15 protein-coding genes are annotated in these 16,600 nt (G+C 61.2%); 8 read left to right on the forward strand and 7 right to left on the reverse strand.

The window, feature by feature from the left end; all coding sequences use genetic code 11:
• Positions 1–264 precede the first annotated feature (264 nt).
• The 4 genes from ACGSLL_RS15320 (at position 265) to ACGSLL_RS15335 (ending at position 3,962) form a co-directional block, all read left to right on the forward strand.
• Complete coding sequence (locus ACGSLL_RS15320) at positions 265–1,071, forward strand: alpha/beta fold hydrolase (RefSeq protein ID WP_394506927.1); 807 nt, start codon at positions 265–267, stop codon at positions 1,069–1,071.
• Positions 1,068–1,922: an alpha/beta hydrolase gene (locus tag ACGSLL_RS15325; RefSeq protein ID WP_394506928.1), complete on the forward strand. Its 855-nt coding sequence runs from the start codon at positions 1,068–1,070 to the stop codon at positions 1,920–1,922. The genes ACGSLL_RS15320 and ACGSLL_RS15325 overlap by 4 nt, the downstream gene beginning before the upstream one ends.
• A 115-nt stretch (positions 1,923–2,037) precedes the next feature.
• A complete protein-coding gene (locus ACGSLL_RS15330; protein WP_394506929.1) occupies positions 2,038–2,844 on the forward strand; it encodes a DUF4892 domain-containing protein in 807 nt (268 codons plus the stop codon).
• Positions 2,845–2,909: 65 nt separating this feature from the next.
• Positions 2,910–3,962 carry an AI-2E family transporter gene (locus tag ACGSLL_RS15335; RefSeq protein ID WP_394506930.1) on the forward strand — a complete coding sequence of 351 codons (1,053 nt, stop codon included), beginning with the start codon at positions 2,910–2,912 and terminating at the stop codon, positions 3,960–3,962.
• A 643-nt stretch (positions 3,963–4,605) separates the two neighbouring features.
• Here ACGSLL_RS15335 and ACGSLL_RS15340 read toward each other — a convergent pair.
• Positions 4,606–5,649 carry an ATP-binding protein gene (locus ACGSLL_RS15340; RefSeq protein WP_394506931.1) on the reverse strand — a complete coding sequence of 348 codons (1,044 nt, stop codon included), beginning with the start codon at positions 5,647–5,649 and terminating at the stop codon, positions 4,606–4,608.
• Positions 5,649–6,398, reverse strand: a complete 750-nt coding sequence (locus tag ACGSLL_RS15345; protein WP_394506932.1) for a response regulator — start codon at positions 6,396–6,398, stop codon at positions 5,649–5,651. The genes ACGSLL_RS15340 and ACGSLL_RS15345 overlap by 1 nt, the downstream gene beginning before the upstream one ends.
• Before the next feature lie 297 nt (positions 6,399–6,695).
• Between ACGSLL_RS15345 and pyrF the strand changes: the two genes are divergently transcribed.
• Entirely contained in the window at positions 6,696–7,394 is a 699-nt protein-coding gene (pyrF, locus tag ACGSLL_RS15350; protein WP_208940177.1) for an orotidine-5'-phosphate decarboxylase, read from the forward strand.
• A gap of 126 nt (positions 7,395–7,520) precedes the next feature.
• Here the strand turns inward: pyrF and ACGSLL_RS15355 are convergent, their stop codons facing one another.
• Complete coding sequence (locus ACGSLL_RS15355; RefSeq protein ID WP_394506933.1) at positions 7,521–8,525, reverse strand: NADP-dependent oxidoreductase; 1,005 nt, start codon at positions 8,523–8,525, stop codon at positions 7,521–7,523.
• 238 nt (positions 8,526–8,763) lie between these two features.
• On the opposite strand from ACGSLL_RS15355, the gene ACGSLL_RS15360 reads away from it, so the two are divergent.
• Positions 8,764–9,525: an SDR family oxidoreductase gene (locus tag ACGSLL_RS15360; RefSeq protein WP_394507132.1), complete on the forward strand. Its 762-nt coding sequence runs from the start codon at positions 8,764–8,766 to the stop codon at positions 9,523–9,525.
• Positions 9,526–10,176: 651 nt separating this feature from the next.
• Here ACGSLL_RS15360 and ACGSLL_RS15365 read toward each other — a convergent pair.
• The gene (locus ACGSLL_RS15365; protein WP_394506934.1) at positions 10,177–11,568 is read right to left on the reverse strand and encodes an aldehyde dehydrogenase family protein; all 1,392 of its coding nucleotides are present in this window, start codon (positions 11,566–11,568) and stop codon (positions 10,177–10,179) included.
• 105 nt (positions 11,569–11,673) lie between these two features.
• Between ACGSLL_RS15365 and ptrR the strand changes: the two genes are divergently transcribed.
• Entirely contained in the window at positions 11,674–12,552 is an 879-nt protein-coding gene (ptrR, locus tag ACGSLL_RS15370; protein WP_394507133.1) for a putrescine utilization regulator PtrR, read from the forward strand.
• 34 nt (positions 12,553–12,586) lie between these two features.
• Here the strand turns inward: ptrR and ACGSLL_RS15375 are convergent, their stop codons facing one another.
• Positions 12,587–13,213 (reverse strand): cysteine hydrolase family protein, encoded by a 627-nt coding sequence (locus ACGSLL_RS15375; protein ID WP_394506935.1) that lies wholly within the window; start codon positions 13,211–13,213, stop codon positions 12,587–12,589.
• A 99-nt stretch (positions 13,214–13,312) separates the two neighbouring features.
• Here ACGSLL_RS15375 and ACGSLL_RS15380 point away from each other — a divergent pair, with 99 nt between their 5' ends.
• Positions 13,313–13,810: a winged helix-turn-helix transcriptional regulator gene (locus tag ACGSLL_RS15380; protein WP_394506936.1), complete on the forward strand. Its 498-nt coding sequence runs from the start codon at positions 13,313–13,315 to the stop codon at positions 13,808–13,810.
• A gap of 589 nt (positions 13,811–14,399) precedes the next feature.
• On the opposite strand, the gene ACGSLL_RS15385 is transcribed toward ACGSLL_RS15380, so the two are convergent.
• Together ACGSLL_RS15385 and ACGSLL_RS15390 are read right to left on the reverse strand one after the other, a co-directional pair.
• On the reverse strand, positions 14,400–15,023 hold the full coding sequence (locus tag ACGSLL_RS15385; protein WP_394506937.1) for a glutathione S-transferase family protein: 624 nt from the start codon (positions 15,021–15,023) through the stop codon (positions 14,400–14,402).
• A gap of 100 nt (positions 15,024–15,123) precedes the next feature.
• Positions 15,124–16,539, reverse strand: coding sequence for a purine-cytosine permease family protein (locus ACGSLL_RS15390; RefSeq protein WP_394506938.1), 1,416 nt, complete (start codon positions 16,537–16,539; stop codon positions 15,124–15,126).
• Between the last annotated feature and the right edge of the window lie 61 nt (positions 16,540–16,600).

The following is a 16,600-nucleotide window of genomic DNA, read 5'->3' on the forward strand; positions in this document are numbered from 1 at the left end:
CTCCCAGAGGGAGAGGGGGCCTACCGTGTGGTTTTCGCAATCCTCGTCGACCTGATAAATCGAGCTCAGGTCCCGGATACTCCCCCGATCTGCTCCCTTTCCCCTCGCCCCTTGGGGGAGAGGGCTGGGGTGAGGGGGGACGATCTGATTGACACCCATCACCCTGACCAGACTGTCATCATTCCTGGCACTTACAGTCATTGCTGTCAGCGCCACTCTTACGGACAATCAACGCCACGTTTTCCACGCATGGATTTGCCCAGCATGTCGCAACCGATCTTCTTCGCCCACGCCAACGGCTTCCCTTCGGGCACCTATGGCAAGTTGTTCGCGGCGCTGGCGCCCGAGTACCGGGTTGCGCATCTGGAGCAGCATGCCCATGACCCGCGATTTCCCGCAGACGACAACTGGTACAACCTCGTCGACGAACTCATCCATCACTTGCAGCAACAGGATCAGCCAGTGTGGGGTGTCGGTCATTCGTTTGGCGGCGTGCTGCACCTGCACGCGGCACTGCGCTGTCCCGAGCTGTATCGCGGCGTGGTGATGCTCGACTCGCCGGTGCTGACCCGCACCGATCAATGGGTGATCCGCGCAGCCAAGCGCTTCGGTTTTATCGACCGCTTGACCCCCGCCGGACGCACATTGGGCCGCCGCGAAGAGTTCGCCGACCTCGACAGCGCGCGCAGTTATTTTGCTGGCAAGACGCTGTTTCGCGGTTTCGATCCTGAATGCTTCGATGCCTACTTGCACCACGGTTTGCACAAGGTCGGTGACAAACTGCGCCTGCGTTTCGATCCGGCCACTGAAATCAGCATCTATCGCGGCGTGCCGCACACCAGCCCCGCTCATACCCGGCAATTACAGGTGCCGCTGGCGGTGGTGCGTGGGCACAAGAGCCGCGTGGTCATGCGCCATCACACGCGTTTCGTTGCGCGCCTGGCCCAGGGCGAGGCGTTGAGCATGCCCGGCGGGCACATGTTCCCGCTCGAACGTCCGCAGGATACGGCGCGCTTGTTGAAGACCTTGTTCAGCCGCTGGCAAACCCGTCAGGACAAGGATTGCGCATGAACCCGATTTTCGAAGAAGTGCGCCTGAGCCTGCCGCATATCGAGCTGGCCGCGCATTTGTTCGGTCCTGAGGACGGCTTGCCGGTCATTGCTCTGCATGGCTGGCTCGACAACGCCAACAGCTTTGCGCGTCTGGCACCCAGGCTCAAGGGGCTGCGCATCATCGCACTGGACATGGCCGGGCACGGGCATTCCGGGCATCGTCCGAATGGTGCGGGTTACGCGCTGTGGGATTACGCCCACGATGTGCTGCAGGTCGCCGAGCAACTGGGCTGGAAACGTTTCGGCCTGCTCGGGCACTCCATGGGCGCAATCGTCTCCCTGGTGTTGGCCGGCTCGTTGCCGGAGCGCATCAGCCATCTGGCGCTGATCGACGGTGTGATTCCGCCTACAGACAAAGGCGAGAATGCTGCCGAACGCATGGGCATGGCCCTGCAAGCGCAACTGGATCTGCGTGACAAGCGCAAACCGGTCTATCCGACCCTCGATCGCGCCATTGAGGCGCGCATGAAAGGTCTGGTAGCAGTCAGTCGCGAAGCCGCAGAACTGTTGGCCCAGCGCGGTCTGATGCCGGTGCCTGGCGGTTACACCTGGCGCACCGACAATCGCCTGACCTTGCCCTCGCCATTACGCCTGACCCAGGAGCAGGCGCTGGCCTTCGTCGCGCGCATTGCTTGCCCGGCGCAACTGGTGGTGGCCGCCGAGGGCATGCTGGCCAAACATTCCGAGCTGCTTGAGCGCCTGCCCTTTGGCCGTGAAGAGTTGGCGGGCGGGCATCATTTGCACCTCAACGATGAGGCCGGCGCGGATCTTGTCGCAGACTGTTTCAATCGCTTCTTCGCCATTCCTTGACTTGCAGCGGGCAACTGTCGAGGCTGGTCGGGTTGAAATGGGAGACGACAACAATGGATTTCTATACCGCTGCGACCCCGAATCACTCGATCATGCCGATCCGATGAGCCTGACGATGCGCTCAATCAGTCTGTGGGCACTGTGCTGTTTCAGCACGGTTTCGTTCGCCGCCGACGTGCCGGGCAGTCAGGATCTGCCGATCGTGCCACGTCTGGCCGACGCGCAGATCGTCGACTATCGACCGCCAGTCGAGCTTGAGCGGATCTATCCGCTGGGCTCGATCCGCAAGATCAGCGGCCAGTTGCGCTTCGACGGCCAGGTCACCGCCCGTGGCCAGACCACCGCGGTCACTTACGAGTTGCCGCCCGAACATTCCGCTACAGAAGCCTTCACCGAGGCGCGCAAGGCCCTGCAGAAACAGGACGCCGAATTGCTGTTCTGGTGTCAGGCGCGTGACTGCGGCGAAAGCAGCCTGTGGGCCAACGAGGTATTCGGCAACGCCAAACTGTATGGCGCCGACGAGCAGCAGGCGTATCTGCTGTTGCGCCTGGCCGCACCGCGGGACAACACACTGGTGGCGCTGTACAGCATCACTCGCGGCAATCGCAAAGCCTATCTGCATGTCGAGCAGTTCGAGGCGGCAGCGCCACTGGGTGAGTTGCTGCCGACCTCGGCAACCCTGCTGCGCCAACTCAAAAGCACCGGCGAGCTGGATTTCCCCGACCGCGTCGATGCTCCCGACGACACCTGGCTACGGCTGATCTCCCGTGGCCTGAACCTCGATACGACGTTGCGGGTGACATTGTCAGGGCCCAAGGCCGAGGCGTGGCGCCAGGCGTTGATCAGTCAGGGGGTGCGAGCGGCGCGCATGGAAACCGGTACTGTCGAGGGCAAAGGTCTGCGCATCGACCTGTTGCGGTAAGCTACCGGGCGTACATCTTGCCTGTTCGCCCACTCTTTGCCTGACTGACTTTTTCGAGATCACCCATGCTCAATAATGATCGCCTGCTGGTGCAGATCCTTCTGCTGGTGCTGTTCGGCGCCAGCCTGTGGGTGATGGCGCCGTTCTGGTCGGCGCTGTTCTGGGGCGCGGTACTGGCGTTCGCCAGTTGGCCGCTGATGCGCCTGTTGACGCGCTGGCTCAATGGCCGCGAGTCGCTGGCCGCAGCCATTCTGACCCTGGGCTGGATGCTGCTGGTGGCGGCACCGCTGGTCTGGCTGGGCTTCAACCTTGCCGATCATGTGCGCGATGCCACGGCATTCATCAAGGATGTGCAGGTCGACGGTCTGCCGGAAGCGCCGGAGTGGCTCGGTACTTTGCCGTTTGTGGGGGAACGGCTGGTGGGGTTGTGGAACAGCATCGATCAGCAGGGCGCGGCGCTGATGGTGTCGATCAAGCCTTATCTGGGTCAGGTCGGCAACTGGCTGCTGGCGCGCAGTGCGCAGATCGGCGGCGGTATTCTCGAACTGACGTTGAGTATTGTCTTCGTGTTCTTTTTCTACCGTGACGGGCCACGGCTGGCGGCGTTCGTGCACGGTCTGCTGGAACGCTTGATCGGTGAGCGCGCGGGCTATTACATCGAGCTGGTGGCGGGTACGGTGCAGCGGGTGGTCAACGGGGTGATCGGTACAGCGGCGGCGCAGGCGGTTCTGGCGTTGATCGGCTTCCTGATTGCCGGGGTGCCGGGCGCGCTGGTGCTGGGGATCGTGACCTTTCTGCTCAGTCTGATTCCGATGGGGCCCCCGCTGGTGTGGGTGCCGGCCACGGCCTGGCTGGCCTGGAAGGGTGAGTACGGGATGGCGGTGTTTCTCGGGATCTGGGGGACGTTCATCATCAGTGGCGTGGACAACGTGCTCAAGCCGTATCTGATCAGTCGCGGGGGGAATTTGCCGCTGGTGATTGTGTTGCTCGGGGTGTTTGGCGGGTTGATTGCGTTCGGGTTTATCGGGTTGTTTATCGGGCCGACCTTGTTGGCGGTGGCTTATAGTTTGTTGACGGACTGGAGCAAGAGTCAGGGGCGGGTCGAGGAGCGGCGGTAGCTGGTTTTTTCGTTTGACCTTGGCGGCCTCTGGGCCGACCAGGCTCTGGGTGTTTTGGGTGAATATCCGTTTTTTTTGGTGTTGCGGCTGGCGGTTTCGCCCTTACGGCGAGTCCCTTTTTCAGACGCCAAAAAGGAACCAAAAGGCTTTGCTCCTGCGTTCGGCCCTCGCAGGCTCGGGTCCCTTCGCTCCGGGACTGATCCGGGCGCAGCGGCTACGGTTTGCTTCGCTGCACCTACTTCCGCTGTGTCTGGCTGCGCCAGACGGTCGCTGCGCTCCCACGCCCGGATCAATCCCTGCGCTCAGCCTTCCGATGTCGCTGGTTAGGCAAGATCAAGAGCACGCGAGCTAACGCTCATTGTTGAGTGGTTAGAAGCGGGTGGTTGGCTTGGGATTTGGGGTGGATTCGCCCCTCACCCCAGCCCTCTCCCGAGGGAGAGGGAGCCGATCGGTGTGCTTTCAAGTGCTGGATTCAACTCGATATCCCGGGTCAGCGTATCTCCCTAATCCCCCACGGTCAGTCCCCTCTCCCTCTGGGAGAGGGCTAGGGTGAGGGGCTTTTCATTGGCTGACCGCAACAGCCAGCTCAACTCAAGCCGCCACATCCAGATACTTCTACTTTCTACCGGGGACCATTGTGTTTTCAGGTCCGCGGCAGGCGAATCACGGCGGTCAATCCACCGCCTGAGGTTTCTTGCAGATTCAACTGTCCACCCAAACGCTGTGCCGCTTCGCGAGCAATGGTCATGCCCAGGCCGACGCCGCCGGAGTTGCGATTGCGTGAGCCTTCCAGTCGGTAAAAGGGCTCGAACACGGCTTCGCGTTGGCCTTCGGCAATCCCGGGGCCATGGTCGATTACGTGGATCAGTAGTTGTTCGCGTTGATCGTGCAGTTCGATGCGCGCCTGGCCGGCGTAACGCAGGGCGTTGTCGAGCAGGTTGTTGAGGCATGAACGCAGTGCCATCGGCTGTACTGGCAGCGGGGCGCAATGGCCGCTGACCTGTACGTCGGCACCCTGGTCCTGGGCGTTTTCGCACAGCGATTCGACCAGCGCCTGCACGTCCATCAGTTGCAGGGCTTCGCTGGTGCGCTGTTCGTGGAGGTAGGTGAGGGTGGCGTCGAGCATGCCGATCATGTCATCCAGATCCTGACGCATCTGGCCCTGGAGTTTTTCGTCGCTGATGTTTTCCAGGCGCAGTTTCAGTCGTGACAGCGGTGTGCGCAGGTCGTGGGAGACGGCGCCGAGCATGCGCGCGCGTTGCTGGACCTGTTCACGGATACGCCGTTGCATCAGGTTGAAGGTAGATGCTGCTTGTCGCGCTTCGCGTGGGCCGGATTCGTCGAGGGGCGGGCTGTCGAGATCTTCGCTGAGGCGTTCGGCGGCGTCGCTCAGGCGCTGGATCGGCCGGCTGAGCAGTTTGGCGCCGTACCACGCGGCGATCATCAAGGTAATGAACTGGAACGTTAGCGGCACCACCGGGCCACCGAACCATGGACGCGGTGGGCGGGGCGGGTAACGCGGATCGGGTGGCGGCTGTTGCCTCTCGGTACCGTGAGTAAATTCTGGTGGCGGTGGAGGCGGGCCGTAAAGACGGAACCAGGTGAACGCCAGCAGATGCGCGAGGACGATCGCCGCGAACAGCACGCCGAACAGGCGCCCGAACAGTGTGTCGAAGCGCGCCCGCATCAGCCGATGTCCCGTGCGTCGAACAGATAACCCTCGCCGCGCACGGTTTTGATCAGATGTGGCGCTTTCGGGTCATCGCCGAGTTTCTGCCGCAGGCGCGACACCAGCAAATCGATGCTGCGGTCGAATGCTTCGATCGAGCGGCCGCGGGCGGCGTCGAGCAATTGTTCGCGGCTGAGCACCCGGCGCGGACGTTCGATAAATACCCAGAGCAGGCGGAATTCAGCGTTGGACAGCGGCACCACCAGGCCATTGTCGGCAATCAACTGGCGCATGACGCTGTTCAGGCGCCAGTTATCGAAACGGATATTGGCTCGCTGTTCGCTGCGGTCGTCGCGCACGCGGCGCAGAATCGTCTGGATGCGGGCCACCAGTTCGCGCGGCTCGAACGGCTTGGCCATGTAGTCGTCGGCGCCGAGTTCGAGGCCGATGATGCGGTCAGTGGGTTCGCAGCGGGCAGTGAGCATCAGGATCGGAATGTCCGATTCGGCGCGCAGCCAGCGGCACAGCGACAAACCGTCTTCGCCGGGCAGCATCAGGTCCAGCACCACGACGTCGAAATGTTCGGCCTGCATCGCCTGGCGCATGGCCGCACCGTCGGTGACACCGCTGGCGTGGATGTTGAAGCGGGCGAGGTAATCGATCATCAACTCGCGAATCGGCACGTCATCGTCAACGATCAGGGCACGAATGCTCCAGCGCTTGTCATCTTTGGGCTCATCCATCAGGGGCGTTTGGGTGTTGTGCATGGGGCTGTTCGTCTGCCAGTTGGCCGCCAACCACAAAAGATGGGCTGCGAGGTGGTGGTTTTCAGCATAGGCGTCCGGCCTTGAGGCGGGAAGTGCTGTTGTAAGAACGTGTTGCGGCTGGCGAGGCTAATGCGGGTGCATGTTGGCGACATGTCGGCTGTGTATCGAAGTCGACACAATAGCAGCGAGCGCTATGCTGATCAGCGCCGGGGCGACGATTTACCGATCATCGGGTGCCGCGCCGCCGCCGGTTCCGCTACAATGCGCGCCGATTTCGACCTGCCTGAGAGCCCATTCATGTCCGCCTGCCAGACTCCTATCATCGTCGCCCTGGATTTCCCCACCCGTGACGCCGCACTGAAGCTGGCCGACCAGTTGGACCCGAAACTGTGCCGGGTCAAAGTGGGCAAGGAACTGTTCACCAGTTGCGCCGCGGAAATCGTCGGCACCCTGCGAGACAAGGGTTTCGAAGTGTTCCTCGATTTGAAATTTCACGACATTCCCAACACCACCGCGATGGCCGTGAAAGCTGCCGCCGAGATGGGTGTGTGGATGGTCAACGTGCATTGTTCCGGTGGCCTGCGCATGATGGCGGCCTGTCGTGAAGAGTTGGACAAGCGCAGCGGCCCGCAACCGTTGCTGATCGGCGTGACCGTGCTGACCAGCATGGAGCGTGAGGACCTGGCTGGCATCGGTCTGGACATCGAGCCGCAGGAGCAGGTGCTGCGTCTGGCGGCACTGGCCGACAAAGCCGGGATGGACGGTCTGGTTTGCTCGGCACTGGAAGCCACCGCGCTGAAAACCGCGCACCCGTCGTTGCAACTGGTGACCCCGGGGATCCGTCCGGCCGGCAGTGCGCAGGACGACCAGCGTCGCATTCTGACCCCGCGTCAGGCGCTGGATGCCGGTTCCGATTATCTGGTGATTGGCCGTCCGATCAGCCAGGCGGCTGATCCGGCCCAGGCGCTGGCTTCGGTTGTGGCTGAGATCGCCTAAGCCTCACTGAAGATCAGAATGTGGGAGCGAGCCTGCTCGCGAATGCGGTGAGTCAGTCGATGCAGATGTCGACTGACACTCTCTCTTCGCGAGCAGGCTCGCTCCCACATTGGTTTTGTGATGAGTTTAGACTTTCAGCACCAACTTGCCGAAATTCCCGCCGTTGAACAATTTCATCAAGGTCTCGGGGAACGTCTCCAGGCCTTCGACGATATCTTCCTTGCTCTTCAGTTGCCCCTTGGCCATCCATCCGGCCATTTCCTGCGCGGCGCTCGCATATTGCGCGGCGTAGTCCATCACCACGAAGCCTTCCATCCGCGCGCGATTGACCAGCAGCGACAGGTAATTGGCCGGGCCTTTGACGGCTTCTTTGTTGTTGTACTGGCTGATTGCGCCGCAGATCACCACGCGCGCTTTCATGTTCAAGCGGCTCAGCACTGCGTCGAGGATGTCGCCGCCGACGTTGTCGAAATACACGTCGACGCCTTTCGGGCATTCACGCTTGAGCCCGGCGATCACGTCTTCGCTCTTGTAATCGATGGCGCCGTCAAAGCCCAGTTCGTCGACGAGGAACTTGCACTTGTCGGCACCGCCGGCAATGCCGACCACGCGGCAGCCCTTGAGCTTGGCAATCTGCCCGGCGACGCTGCCCACCGCGCCAGCCGCACCGGACAGCACCACGGTGTCGCCGGCCTTTGGCGCGCCGACATCGAGCAGAGCAAAGTAGGCGGTCATGCCGGTCATGCCCAGCGCAGACAGATACACCGGCAGCGGGGCCAGTTTCGGATCGACCTTGTAGAAACCTCTGGGCTCGCCGAGGAAATAATCCTGCACGCCGATGGCGCCGTTGACGTAGTCACCAACGGCAAAGCCGGGATTGTTCGAGGCAATGACTTTTCCCACGCCCAGCGCGCGCATGACTTCACCGATACCGACCGGCGGGATGTAGGACTTGCCCTCGTTCATCCAGCCGCGCATGGCCGGGTCCAGGGACAGGTATTCGTTCTTCACCAGAATCTGCCCCGCCGCCGGTTCGCCGACCGGTACTTCCTGATAGGTAAAGGTCTCACGGCTGGCCGCACCCACCGGGCGTTTGGCGAGCAGGAACTGGCGATTGGTCTGGTTGGTCATGACTGGCACTCGAACGGAATGGAGCTTTGTTGATAGACGCTCGGCGGCCATGGTGCAAGATTGGCTGATGCGGCGAATGCACTTCAATCGACTACGATGATAGTGGCCCGCATAGGTTAATCACTGCAGTTCATGGGGGCATAACCGCTGTGTGGATAGTGCTGACGCGCGATCGAGCGCCATGGCTATGCTGCGCTCCAGCCAATACCAGCATTCCCAACTGTTCGAGGACATCCGCATGAGCATGACGTTTTCCGGTCAAGTCGTTGTCGTTACCGGAGCGGCCAACGGCATCGGCCGCGCGACCGCTCAGGCGTTCGCCGCCGAAGGCCTTAAAGTGGTGGTTGCCGACTTCGACGCGGCGGGCGGCGAGGGCACGGTGGCGCTGATTCGTACTGCCGGTGGCGAAGCGTCCTTCGTGCGTTGCGACGTGACCGTCGAGAGCGATGTGAAAAATCTGATGGACGAGGTCGTCAATACCTACGGTCGTCTCGACTACGCCTTCAACAATGCCGGAATCGAGATCGAGAAGGGCAAACTGGCCGACGGTTCGATGGATGAGTTCGATGCGATCATGGGCGTCAACGTCAAAGGCGTCTGGCTGTGCATGAAGTATCAGTTGCCATTGCTGCTGGCGCAGGGCGGCGGGGCGATCGTCAATACGGCGTCGGTGGCGGGGTTGGGGGCGGCGCCGAAGATGAGTATTTATGCGGCGTCCAAGCATGCGGTGATCGGGCTGACCAAGTCGGCGGCGATCGAGTATGCGAAAAAGAAAATTCGCGTCAATGCAGTGTGTCCGGCGGTGATCGATACCGATATGTTTCGTCGTGCTTATGAGGCTGATCCGAAAAAGGGTGAGTTTGCCAATGCCATGCATCCGGTGGGGCGCATTGGTACGGTCGGGGAGATTGCCAGTGCTGTGCTGTATTTGTGCAGTGATGGGGCGGCGTTTACTACTGGACATTCGTTGGCGGTAGATGGGGGGGTTACGGCGTTCTGATTTTTTTTGTGGGCGTGGCGGCCTGTGGGCCGACCATGCTCTTGGGGTTTGTTTTGGGGGAATATCCGTTGCTTCGGGTGGTGCGGCTGGCGGTTTCGCCCTTACGGCGACTTACTTTTTTACAAGCGCCTAAAAAAGTAAGCAAAAAACGCTTGCTCCTACGTACGGCCCTCGCAGGCTCGGGTCCCTTCGCTCCGGGATCGATCCGGGCGCAGCGGCTACGGTTTGCTTCGCTGCACCTACGTCCGCTGTGTCTGGCTGCGCCAGACGGTCGCTGCGCTCCCACGCCCGGATCGATCCCTCCACTCAGCCTTCCGATGTCGCTGGTTAGGCAAGATCAAGATCAAGGGCACTCGAGCTAACGCTCATTGTTGAGGGGTTAGAGGCGGGTGGTTGGCTTGGGATTTGGGGTGGGGCTGCCCCTCACCCCAGCCCTCTCCCGAGGGAGAGGGAGCCGATGTTTGTGCTTTTCAAAATGTGCGTTCGACTCGGTTTTTCATGTCGGCGTATCTCTTCCATCCACCACGGTCAGTCCCCTCTCCCTCCGGGAGAAGGCTAGGGTGAGGGGCTTTTGATTTTGCCTGCAAGCGATGGCGGCGTTCAGATAACGCAACTGCAATTGACACTCCGCCATCGCCAGCAGGCTGGCTACTATTTACGATCCAGCCACACAGTCTGCGCGTTGCAGAATTCGCGAACACCAAAGTGTGAAAGTTCGCGGCCGAAACCGCTTTTCTTCACGCCGCCGAAGGTCACGCGGGGGTCGCTGGCGGAGTAGCCGTTGATGAACACGCCGCCGGTGTCCAATTCACTGGTCAGTTGCTGAGCCAGTTGTATGTTGGCGGTGTAGATCGTCGCGGTCAGGCCGAATTCGCTGTCATTGGCCAGCGCTACGGCATGGGCGCAGTCGCGGGCGGTGATGATCGAGGCGACCGGGCCGAACAGTTCCTGTTTGAACGAGGTCATGCGGTCGGTGACGTCCGCCAGCACGGTGGGTTCGTAATAATTGCCCGGGCCTGTCACCTTGCCGCCGCCGAGCAGCAACGTCGCGCCTTCTTCCAGGGTGTCGCGCACTTGCTGATCGAGTTCATCGCGCAGATCGAAACGTGCCATCGGGCCGATGTAAGTGTCGGCAGCCAATGGGTCGCCGACCTTCAACTGACGCGTGGCTTCGACGAATTTACGCGTGAACTCCTCGACTACGCCTACCTCGATGATCAGACGCTTGGCTGCTGCGCAGACCTGACCGGAGTTCTGATAGCGACCGATCACGGCAGCCTGCACGGCTTCATCGATGTCAGCGTCGTTAAGCACGATGAACGGGTCAGAACCGCCCAATTCCAGCACGCATTTTTTCAGGGCTGCACCGGCCTGAGCACCGATGGCCATACCGGCGCGGACGCTGCCGGTCAGGGTCACCGCAGCGATGCGCGGGTCGGCGATGGCGGTCGACACGCCTTCTGGCGTCACGTTGATTACTTCAAACACACCATCGGCGAAACCGGCGCGGGTGAACGCGTCGCGCAGCAGGTAAGCGCTGCCCATCACGTTCGGCGCATGCTTGAGCACATAGGTGTTGCCGGCGATCAGCGCTGGCACGGCGCCGCGCAGCACTTGCCAGATCGGGAAGTTCCACGGCATCACTGCCAGAATCGGCCCGAGCGGGCGGTATTCGATACGCGCCTTACCGCCCTCGACCTGAGTCGGTTCGGCGTCGAGCATGGCCGGGCCGTGTTCGGCGTACCACTCGCAGAGCTTGGCGCATTTTTCGATTTCACCGCGGGCCTGAGCAATCGGCTTGCCCATTTCCTGAGTGATCATGGTCGCCATGGCCTCAGCGGTGTCGCGCAGCGCGCCGGCGAGGGCGGTCAGCAAACGAGAACGATCCTGCAGCGGCTTGCGCTTCCACTTGCCGAAGCCGTAAGCGGCGCGGGTCAGCGCAGCATCGAGGGCGGTAGCGGATTCGAATGCATAGTGGCCGATCTGCTCACCGGTCGCTGGGTTGATCGAGATAGCGTGGGTCTGGCTGGAAATCTGGCTCATGGCGTCGTCCTGCGTATGTTCAGTGGATGGGCCTAGAGTAGGGTGGTGTTTGTTTTCTGGAAACTGAATAATAAAGATCGTTTCTTTCACGATTGGAGAATGCCTGTGGATCTGGTGCAACTGGAAATCTTCAAAGCCGTTGCCGAGCATGGCAGCATCAGCGCCGCCGCCACGCAGATCCATCGCGTGCCGTCGAACCTGACCACGCGCATCAAGCAACTGGAGCAGGATCTGGGCGTCGATTTGTTTATCCGCGAGAAAAGCCGCCTGCGCCTGTCACCGGCCGGGTGGAGTTTTCTTGAGTACGCGCGGCGGATTCTCGATCTGGTGCAGGAGGCGCGGGCAACGGTCGCCGGCGAAGAGCCGCAGGGGGCGTTTCCCCTGGGCTCGCTGGAAAGCACGGCAGCGGTGCGCATACCCGAACTGCTGGCGGCATATAACCAATTGCACCCGAAAGTCGATCTCGACCTGTCGACCGGCCCCTCCGGCACCATGATCGACGGTGTGCTGTCCGGGCGCCTCGCGGCGGCGTTCGTCGATGGTCCGGTGCTGCACCCGACCCTGGAAGGCGTGCCGGCCTTCGAGGAAGAAATGGTGATCATCGCGCCGCTCAATCACGCCCCGGTGCAGCGTGCGGCGGATGTGAACGGCGAAAACATCTACGCCTTCCGCTCCAACTGCTCTTACCGGCATCACTTCGAAAAATGGTTCAGCACCGATGCCGCCGTGCCGGGCAAGATCTTCGAAATGGAGTCCTACCACGGCATGCTCGCCTGTGTCAGTGCCGGCGCCGGGCTGGCGCTGATGCCGCGCAAAATGCTGCAAAGCATGCCCGGTAGCGCCACCGTCAGCGTCTGGCCGCTGACCGCGGATTTTCGTTACCTGACTACCTGGCTGGTCTGGCGTCGGGGTGCGGTGTCGCGCAGCTTGAGCATGTTTGTGCGCTTGCTCGAAGAGCGCGGAGTGGTGCCGGCGGATGCCTGACCGCGGCTGCACTCGGCCGCAGTCAGGCATGTGCTCATTGCGATTCGAGGCTGGCGATCAACGCGTCGGTGTCGGTAATGACATGAGCGAACGTCGGGCCGTTGAGCTCGTGGGCGGCGTGCATCATTTCCGCTTTGAACGCGGCGGTCGCATCGCGCACCAGCGTGACGTGGTAGCCAAGTTCCGCTGCATAGCGGGCGGTGGCTTCGATGCAGGTGTTGGCCAGCAGGCCGACGATGATGACGTGGGTGATGCCTTTCTGCTTCAAGCGAAAATCCAGGTCGGTATTGGCAAATCCGCTTGAGCCCCAATGCTCCTGAACGACAATGTCGCCGTCCTGCGGGGCGAAATCCGGATGCCATTCGCCGCCCCATTCGCCACGGGCGAAATGGTGCATGTGCATGATCTTGCACTGCGTGGGCGTGGGGTGATCCCAGTTTTCGTAGTCGCCTTTTTCCCAACGGTGATGCGGTACGATCACCACCGGAATCTGCAGGCTGCGCACCGCGTGATCGAGTTTGCGCAGGTTGTCGAGCAGGCCGTTCTGCTCCGCCATGGGTTTGAGCAAAGGGAAAACCTTGCCACCCTCGGAAAGGAAATCGTTGTACGGATCGACCAGCAGATAGGCGGTGCGGTTCAGCGGATAAACAGGGTTCGACATGGCGGCTTGTTCCACGAAAAGGAAAGAGCGGTGCGCAGGGCTTGTCCTGGCATCGTGTTGATATGATAATCATAGTAACTGTAAAAGAGGCAAGCCCCGATGACTATCAACGATAGCGCGCCCGACACGCTGTGCCCGATTTCACGAGCCGAAAACATCGTCGGTGATCGCTGGACCGTGCTGGTTCTGCGCGAGTTGTTCATGGGCAATCATCGCTACGACGAGATCCAGGCGCAGACCGGCGGCACCCCGCAAATGGTTGCCACGCGTCTCAAATGCCTGGAGGCGGACGGGCTGGTCGAGCGGCGTTTGTACAACGAACGGCCGAAACGCTACGAATATCACCTCACCGCGAAGGGCGAAGCGTTCTACCCGGTGATCCTGGCTTTGCGCGCGTGGGGCGAAACCTGGTGCAAAGCGCCCGAGGAAGGGTTGGCGGTGATCTTCACCCACAAACCCTGCAACCATCCCGCAGGTCTTGGGCCGCTGTGCGCACATTGCGGCGAACCGCTACGCCGGGAAGACCTGATCAGCCAGCCGCAAGCGGCTTATACAGCCGAACGCCAAGGGCGGCGCGAGGCGTTCAAGCATAAATGACAAAATGCTGGATTAGTCCGGGTATGGGAGCGCAGCGAGCGTTTGGTTCAGCCTGGATTGCCGGGGGATGCTGGAACTCAGTCCGAAAATCAAAAGCCCCTCACCCTAGCCCTCTCCCGGAGGGAGAGGGGACTGACCGTGGTGGATGGAAGAGATACGCCGACATGAAAAACCGAGTCGAACGCACATTTTGAAAAGCACGAACATCGGCTCCCTCTCCCTCGGGAGAGGGCTGGGGTGAGGGGCAGCCCCACCACAAATCCCAAGCCAACCCCCCGCTTCTAACCACTCAACAATGAGCGTTAGCTCGAGTGCCCTTGATCTTGATCTTGCCTAACCAGCGACATCGGAGCGAAGGAACCCGAGCCTGCGAGGGCCGAACGCAGGAGCAAAGCCTTTTGGTTCCTTTTTGGCGTCTGAAAAAGGGACTCGCCGTAAGGGCGAAACCGCCAGCAGCAACACCCGAAGCAACGGATATGTACCCAAACCAAAAAAACTCACCGCCTGAAAGAAAGCCTTCGCGAGCAGGCTCGCTCCCACAGGTTTTGCAGCGTCAAAAAATCCCGGGCATTCCACCAAATCCAACCGCTCACGGCGTCCCGTTACGCCCATACAACCGATACCCCTCACGCAAACTCAACCGCTCGTAATAAGCGCTAACCGCCGGAAAATCAGGATGCTCCAGCGGCGTTTCGAACCAGCGATTGACCGACAGCCCGATCGGAATATCAGCCAGAGAAAACTCCCGCCCACTGACGTAAGCCCCGGTCTTGTGCAACTGTCGATCCAGAATCTCCATGTTCCGCGCCCAGTCCCGGCAACCCGCGCCCAGCGCAGCGCTGTCCTGGTACTCCGGGGATTTGCGCACCAGCGCCATCAGCGGATACGACCACGACCGGTTCAGCTCCGAAGCCTGCCAGTCAATCCACTGATCGACCTGCGCCCGCGCCTGCGCCTCAGCGGGATAAAGGTCCGCGCCGCCATAGCGCGTCACCAGATAACGAATGATCGTATTCGACTCCCACAGGGTGAAATCATCGTCCTGAATCACCGGCACCATCGCGCACGGATTGAGTGCCAGAAACTCTGGCGTATGCGTTGACTGAAACCCCGATCCCCAGTCTTCCCGTTCGAACGGAATGTTCAATTCAGCACACGTCCACAGCACCTTGCGCACGTTGATCGACGAAGCTTTACCGAGTATTCGCAACATGGCTTGTCCTTCCAAAGAGCCGACACAAGCCATAAATACCACAGCACAATGCAGAAGGCCCGCACACCGGCGGGCCTCCTTTTTCAGTCTGGTCAACAGCTCACAGACTGCTCGCCAGCTTCGCGCCCATCATCCGTCGACGATACGAGGTATCGCGGCTGGCCAGCCAGAAGTACAGCGGCGAAGTCACCAGCAAGCCCACCAGCCACGACAGATCCGCGCCGTTGATGTGCGCCGACACCGGGCCGACGTAAAGCGGCGTGTTCATGAACGGAATCTGCACGGCAATGCCGATCACATAGGCAAGCAAGGCCTGCGGGTTGTAGCGTCCGTAGATGCCCCCATCGACCTGGAAAATCGACTGGATGTCGTACTGACCTTTGTGTATTGCGTAGAAGTCGATGAGGTTGATCGCCGTCCACGGCACCAACACCACCAGCAGCACCAGCACCATGTCGACGAAGTGGCCGATGAAATCTGCCGACGCACCGACAGCGGCAAAACAGCATGCCAGCAGGACGATGAGCGAAATCACTGCACGGCTTTTCGCGGTGGGAATCCAGCGATAGGCGAAGGTCTGCACCAAGGTGATCAGCGACAGCACCGCGCCGTACAGGTTGAGCGCGTTGTGGCTGATCACGCTGAGCAGGAACAGCACCAGCATCAGCGGGCCGATCGAGCCGGTGGCGAGTTTGACCGCGTCCATGGTGTCCATGCCCACCGGCGTCGCCAGTACCGCGACGGCGCCGAACACGAATGACAGGCTCGAACCCAATGCCGAACCCAGGTAGGTCGTCCAGAAGGTTGACGACACTTTCACGTCGGCCGGCAAGTAGCGCGAATAGTCCGACACATACGGCGCGAACGCGATCTGCCACAACGCCGCCAGCGACACCGTGGCGAGCCAGCCGGACAGGTTGAAACTGCCGCGCGTGAGAAAATCATCGGTCTGAATGTGGGTCAGGATATAGCCGAAACCGACCACGATGCCGATGCCCAGCACCCAGGTGCCGATACGGTTGAGCACATGGATGAAACGGTAGCCAATGATGCCGATGATCCCCGAACCGAGCGCGCCGATGACGATGCCCACCGGCACCGGAACACTGTCGACCACACCGTGCAGCGACTTGCCGGCGAGGACGATGTTGGAGGCGAAAAAGCCGACGTACATGACCCCGGCAATCAACACCACCAGCAAGGCGCCGAGGGAGCCGAACTGCGCGCGGCTCTGGATGATCTGCGGAATGCCCATCTGCGGGCCTTGCGCCGAATGCAGCGCCATCAGCACGCCGCCGACCAGATGGCCGACGAGAATCGCCACGATGCCCCAGAGCAGATTCAGCTGAAACAGCTGCACGCCCAGCGCTCCGGTGACGATGGGCAACGGCGCGATGTTGCCGCCGAACCAGAGCGTGAACAGATCCCTGACTTTGCCGTGGCGATCTTCGGGAGGCACGTAGCCTATCGTGTGTTTCTCAATGAGCGGAGCGGAAGATGCGGTTGCGCTAGCCATGACGAACTCCAAGGCAAGGTTGAGTACGTGGACGTACTTCGGTAAGCGCCGGCACGGACGG

This window comes from Pseudomonas retamae, assembly GCF_043496865.1.
GTDB lineage: Bacteria > Pseudomonadota > Gammaproteobacteria > Pseudomonadales > Pseudomonadaceae > Aquipseudomonas > Aquipseudomonas retamae.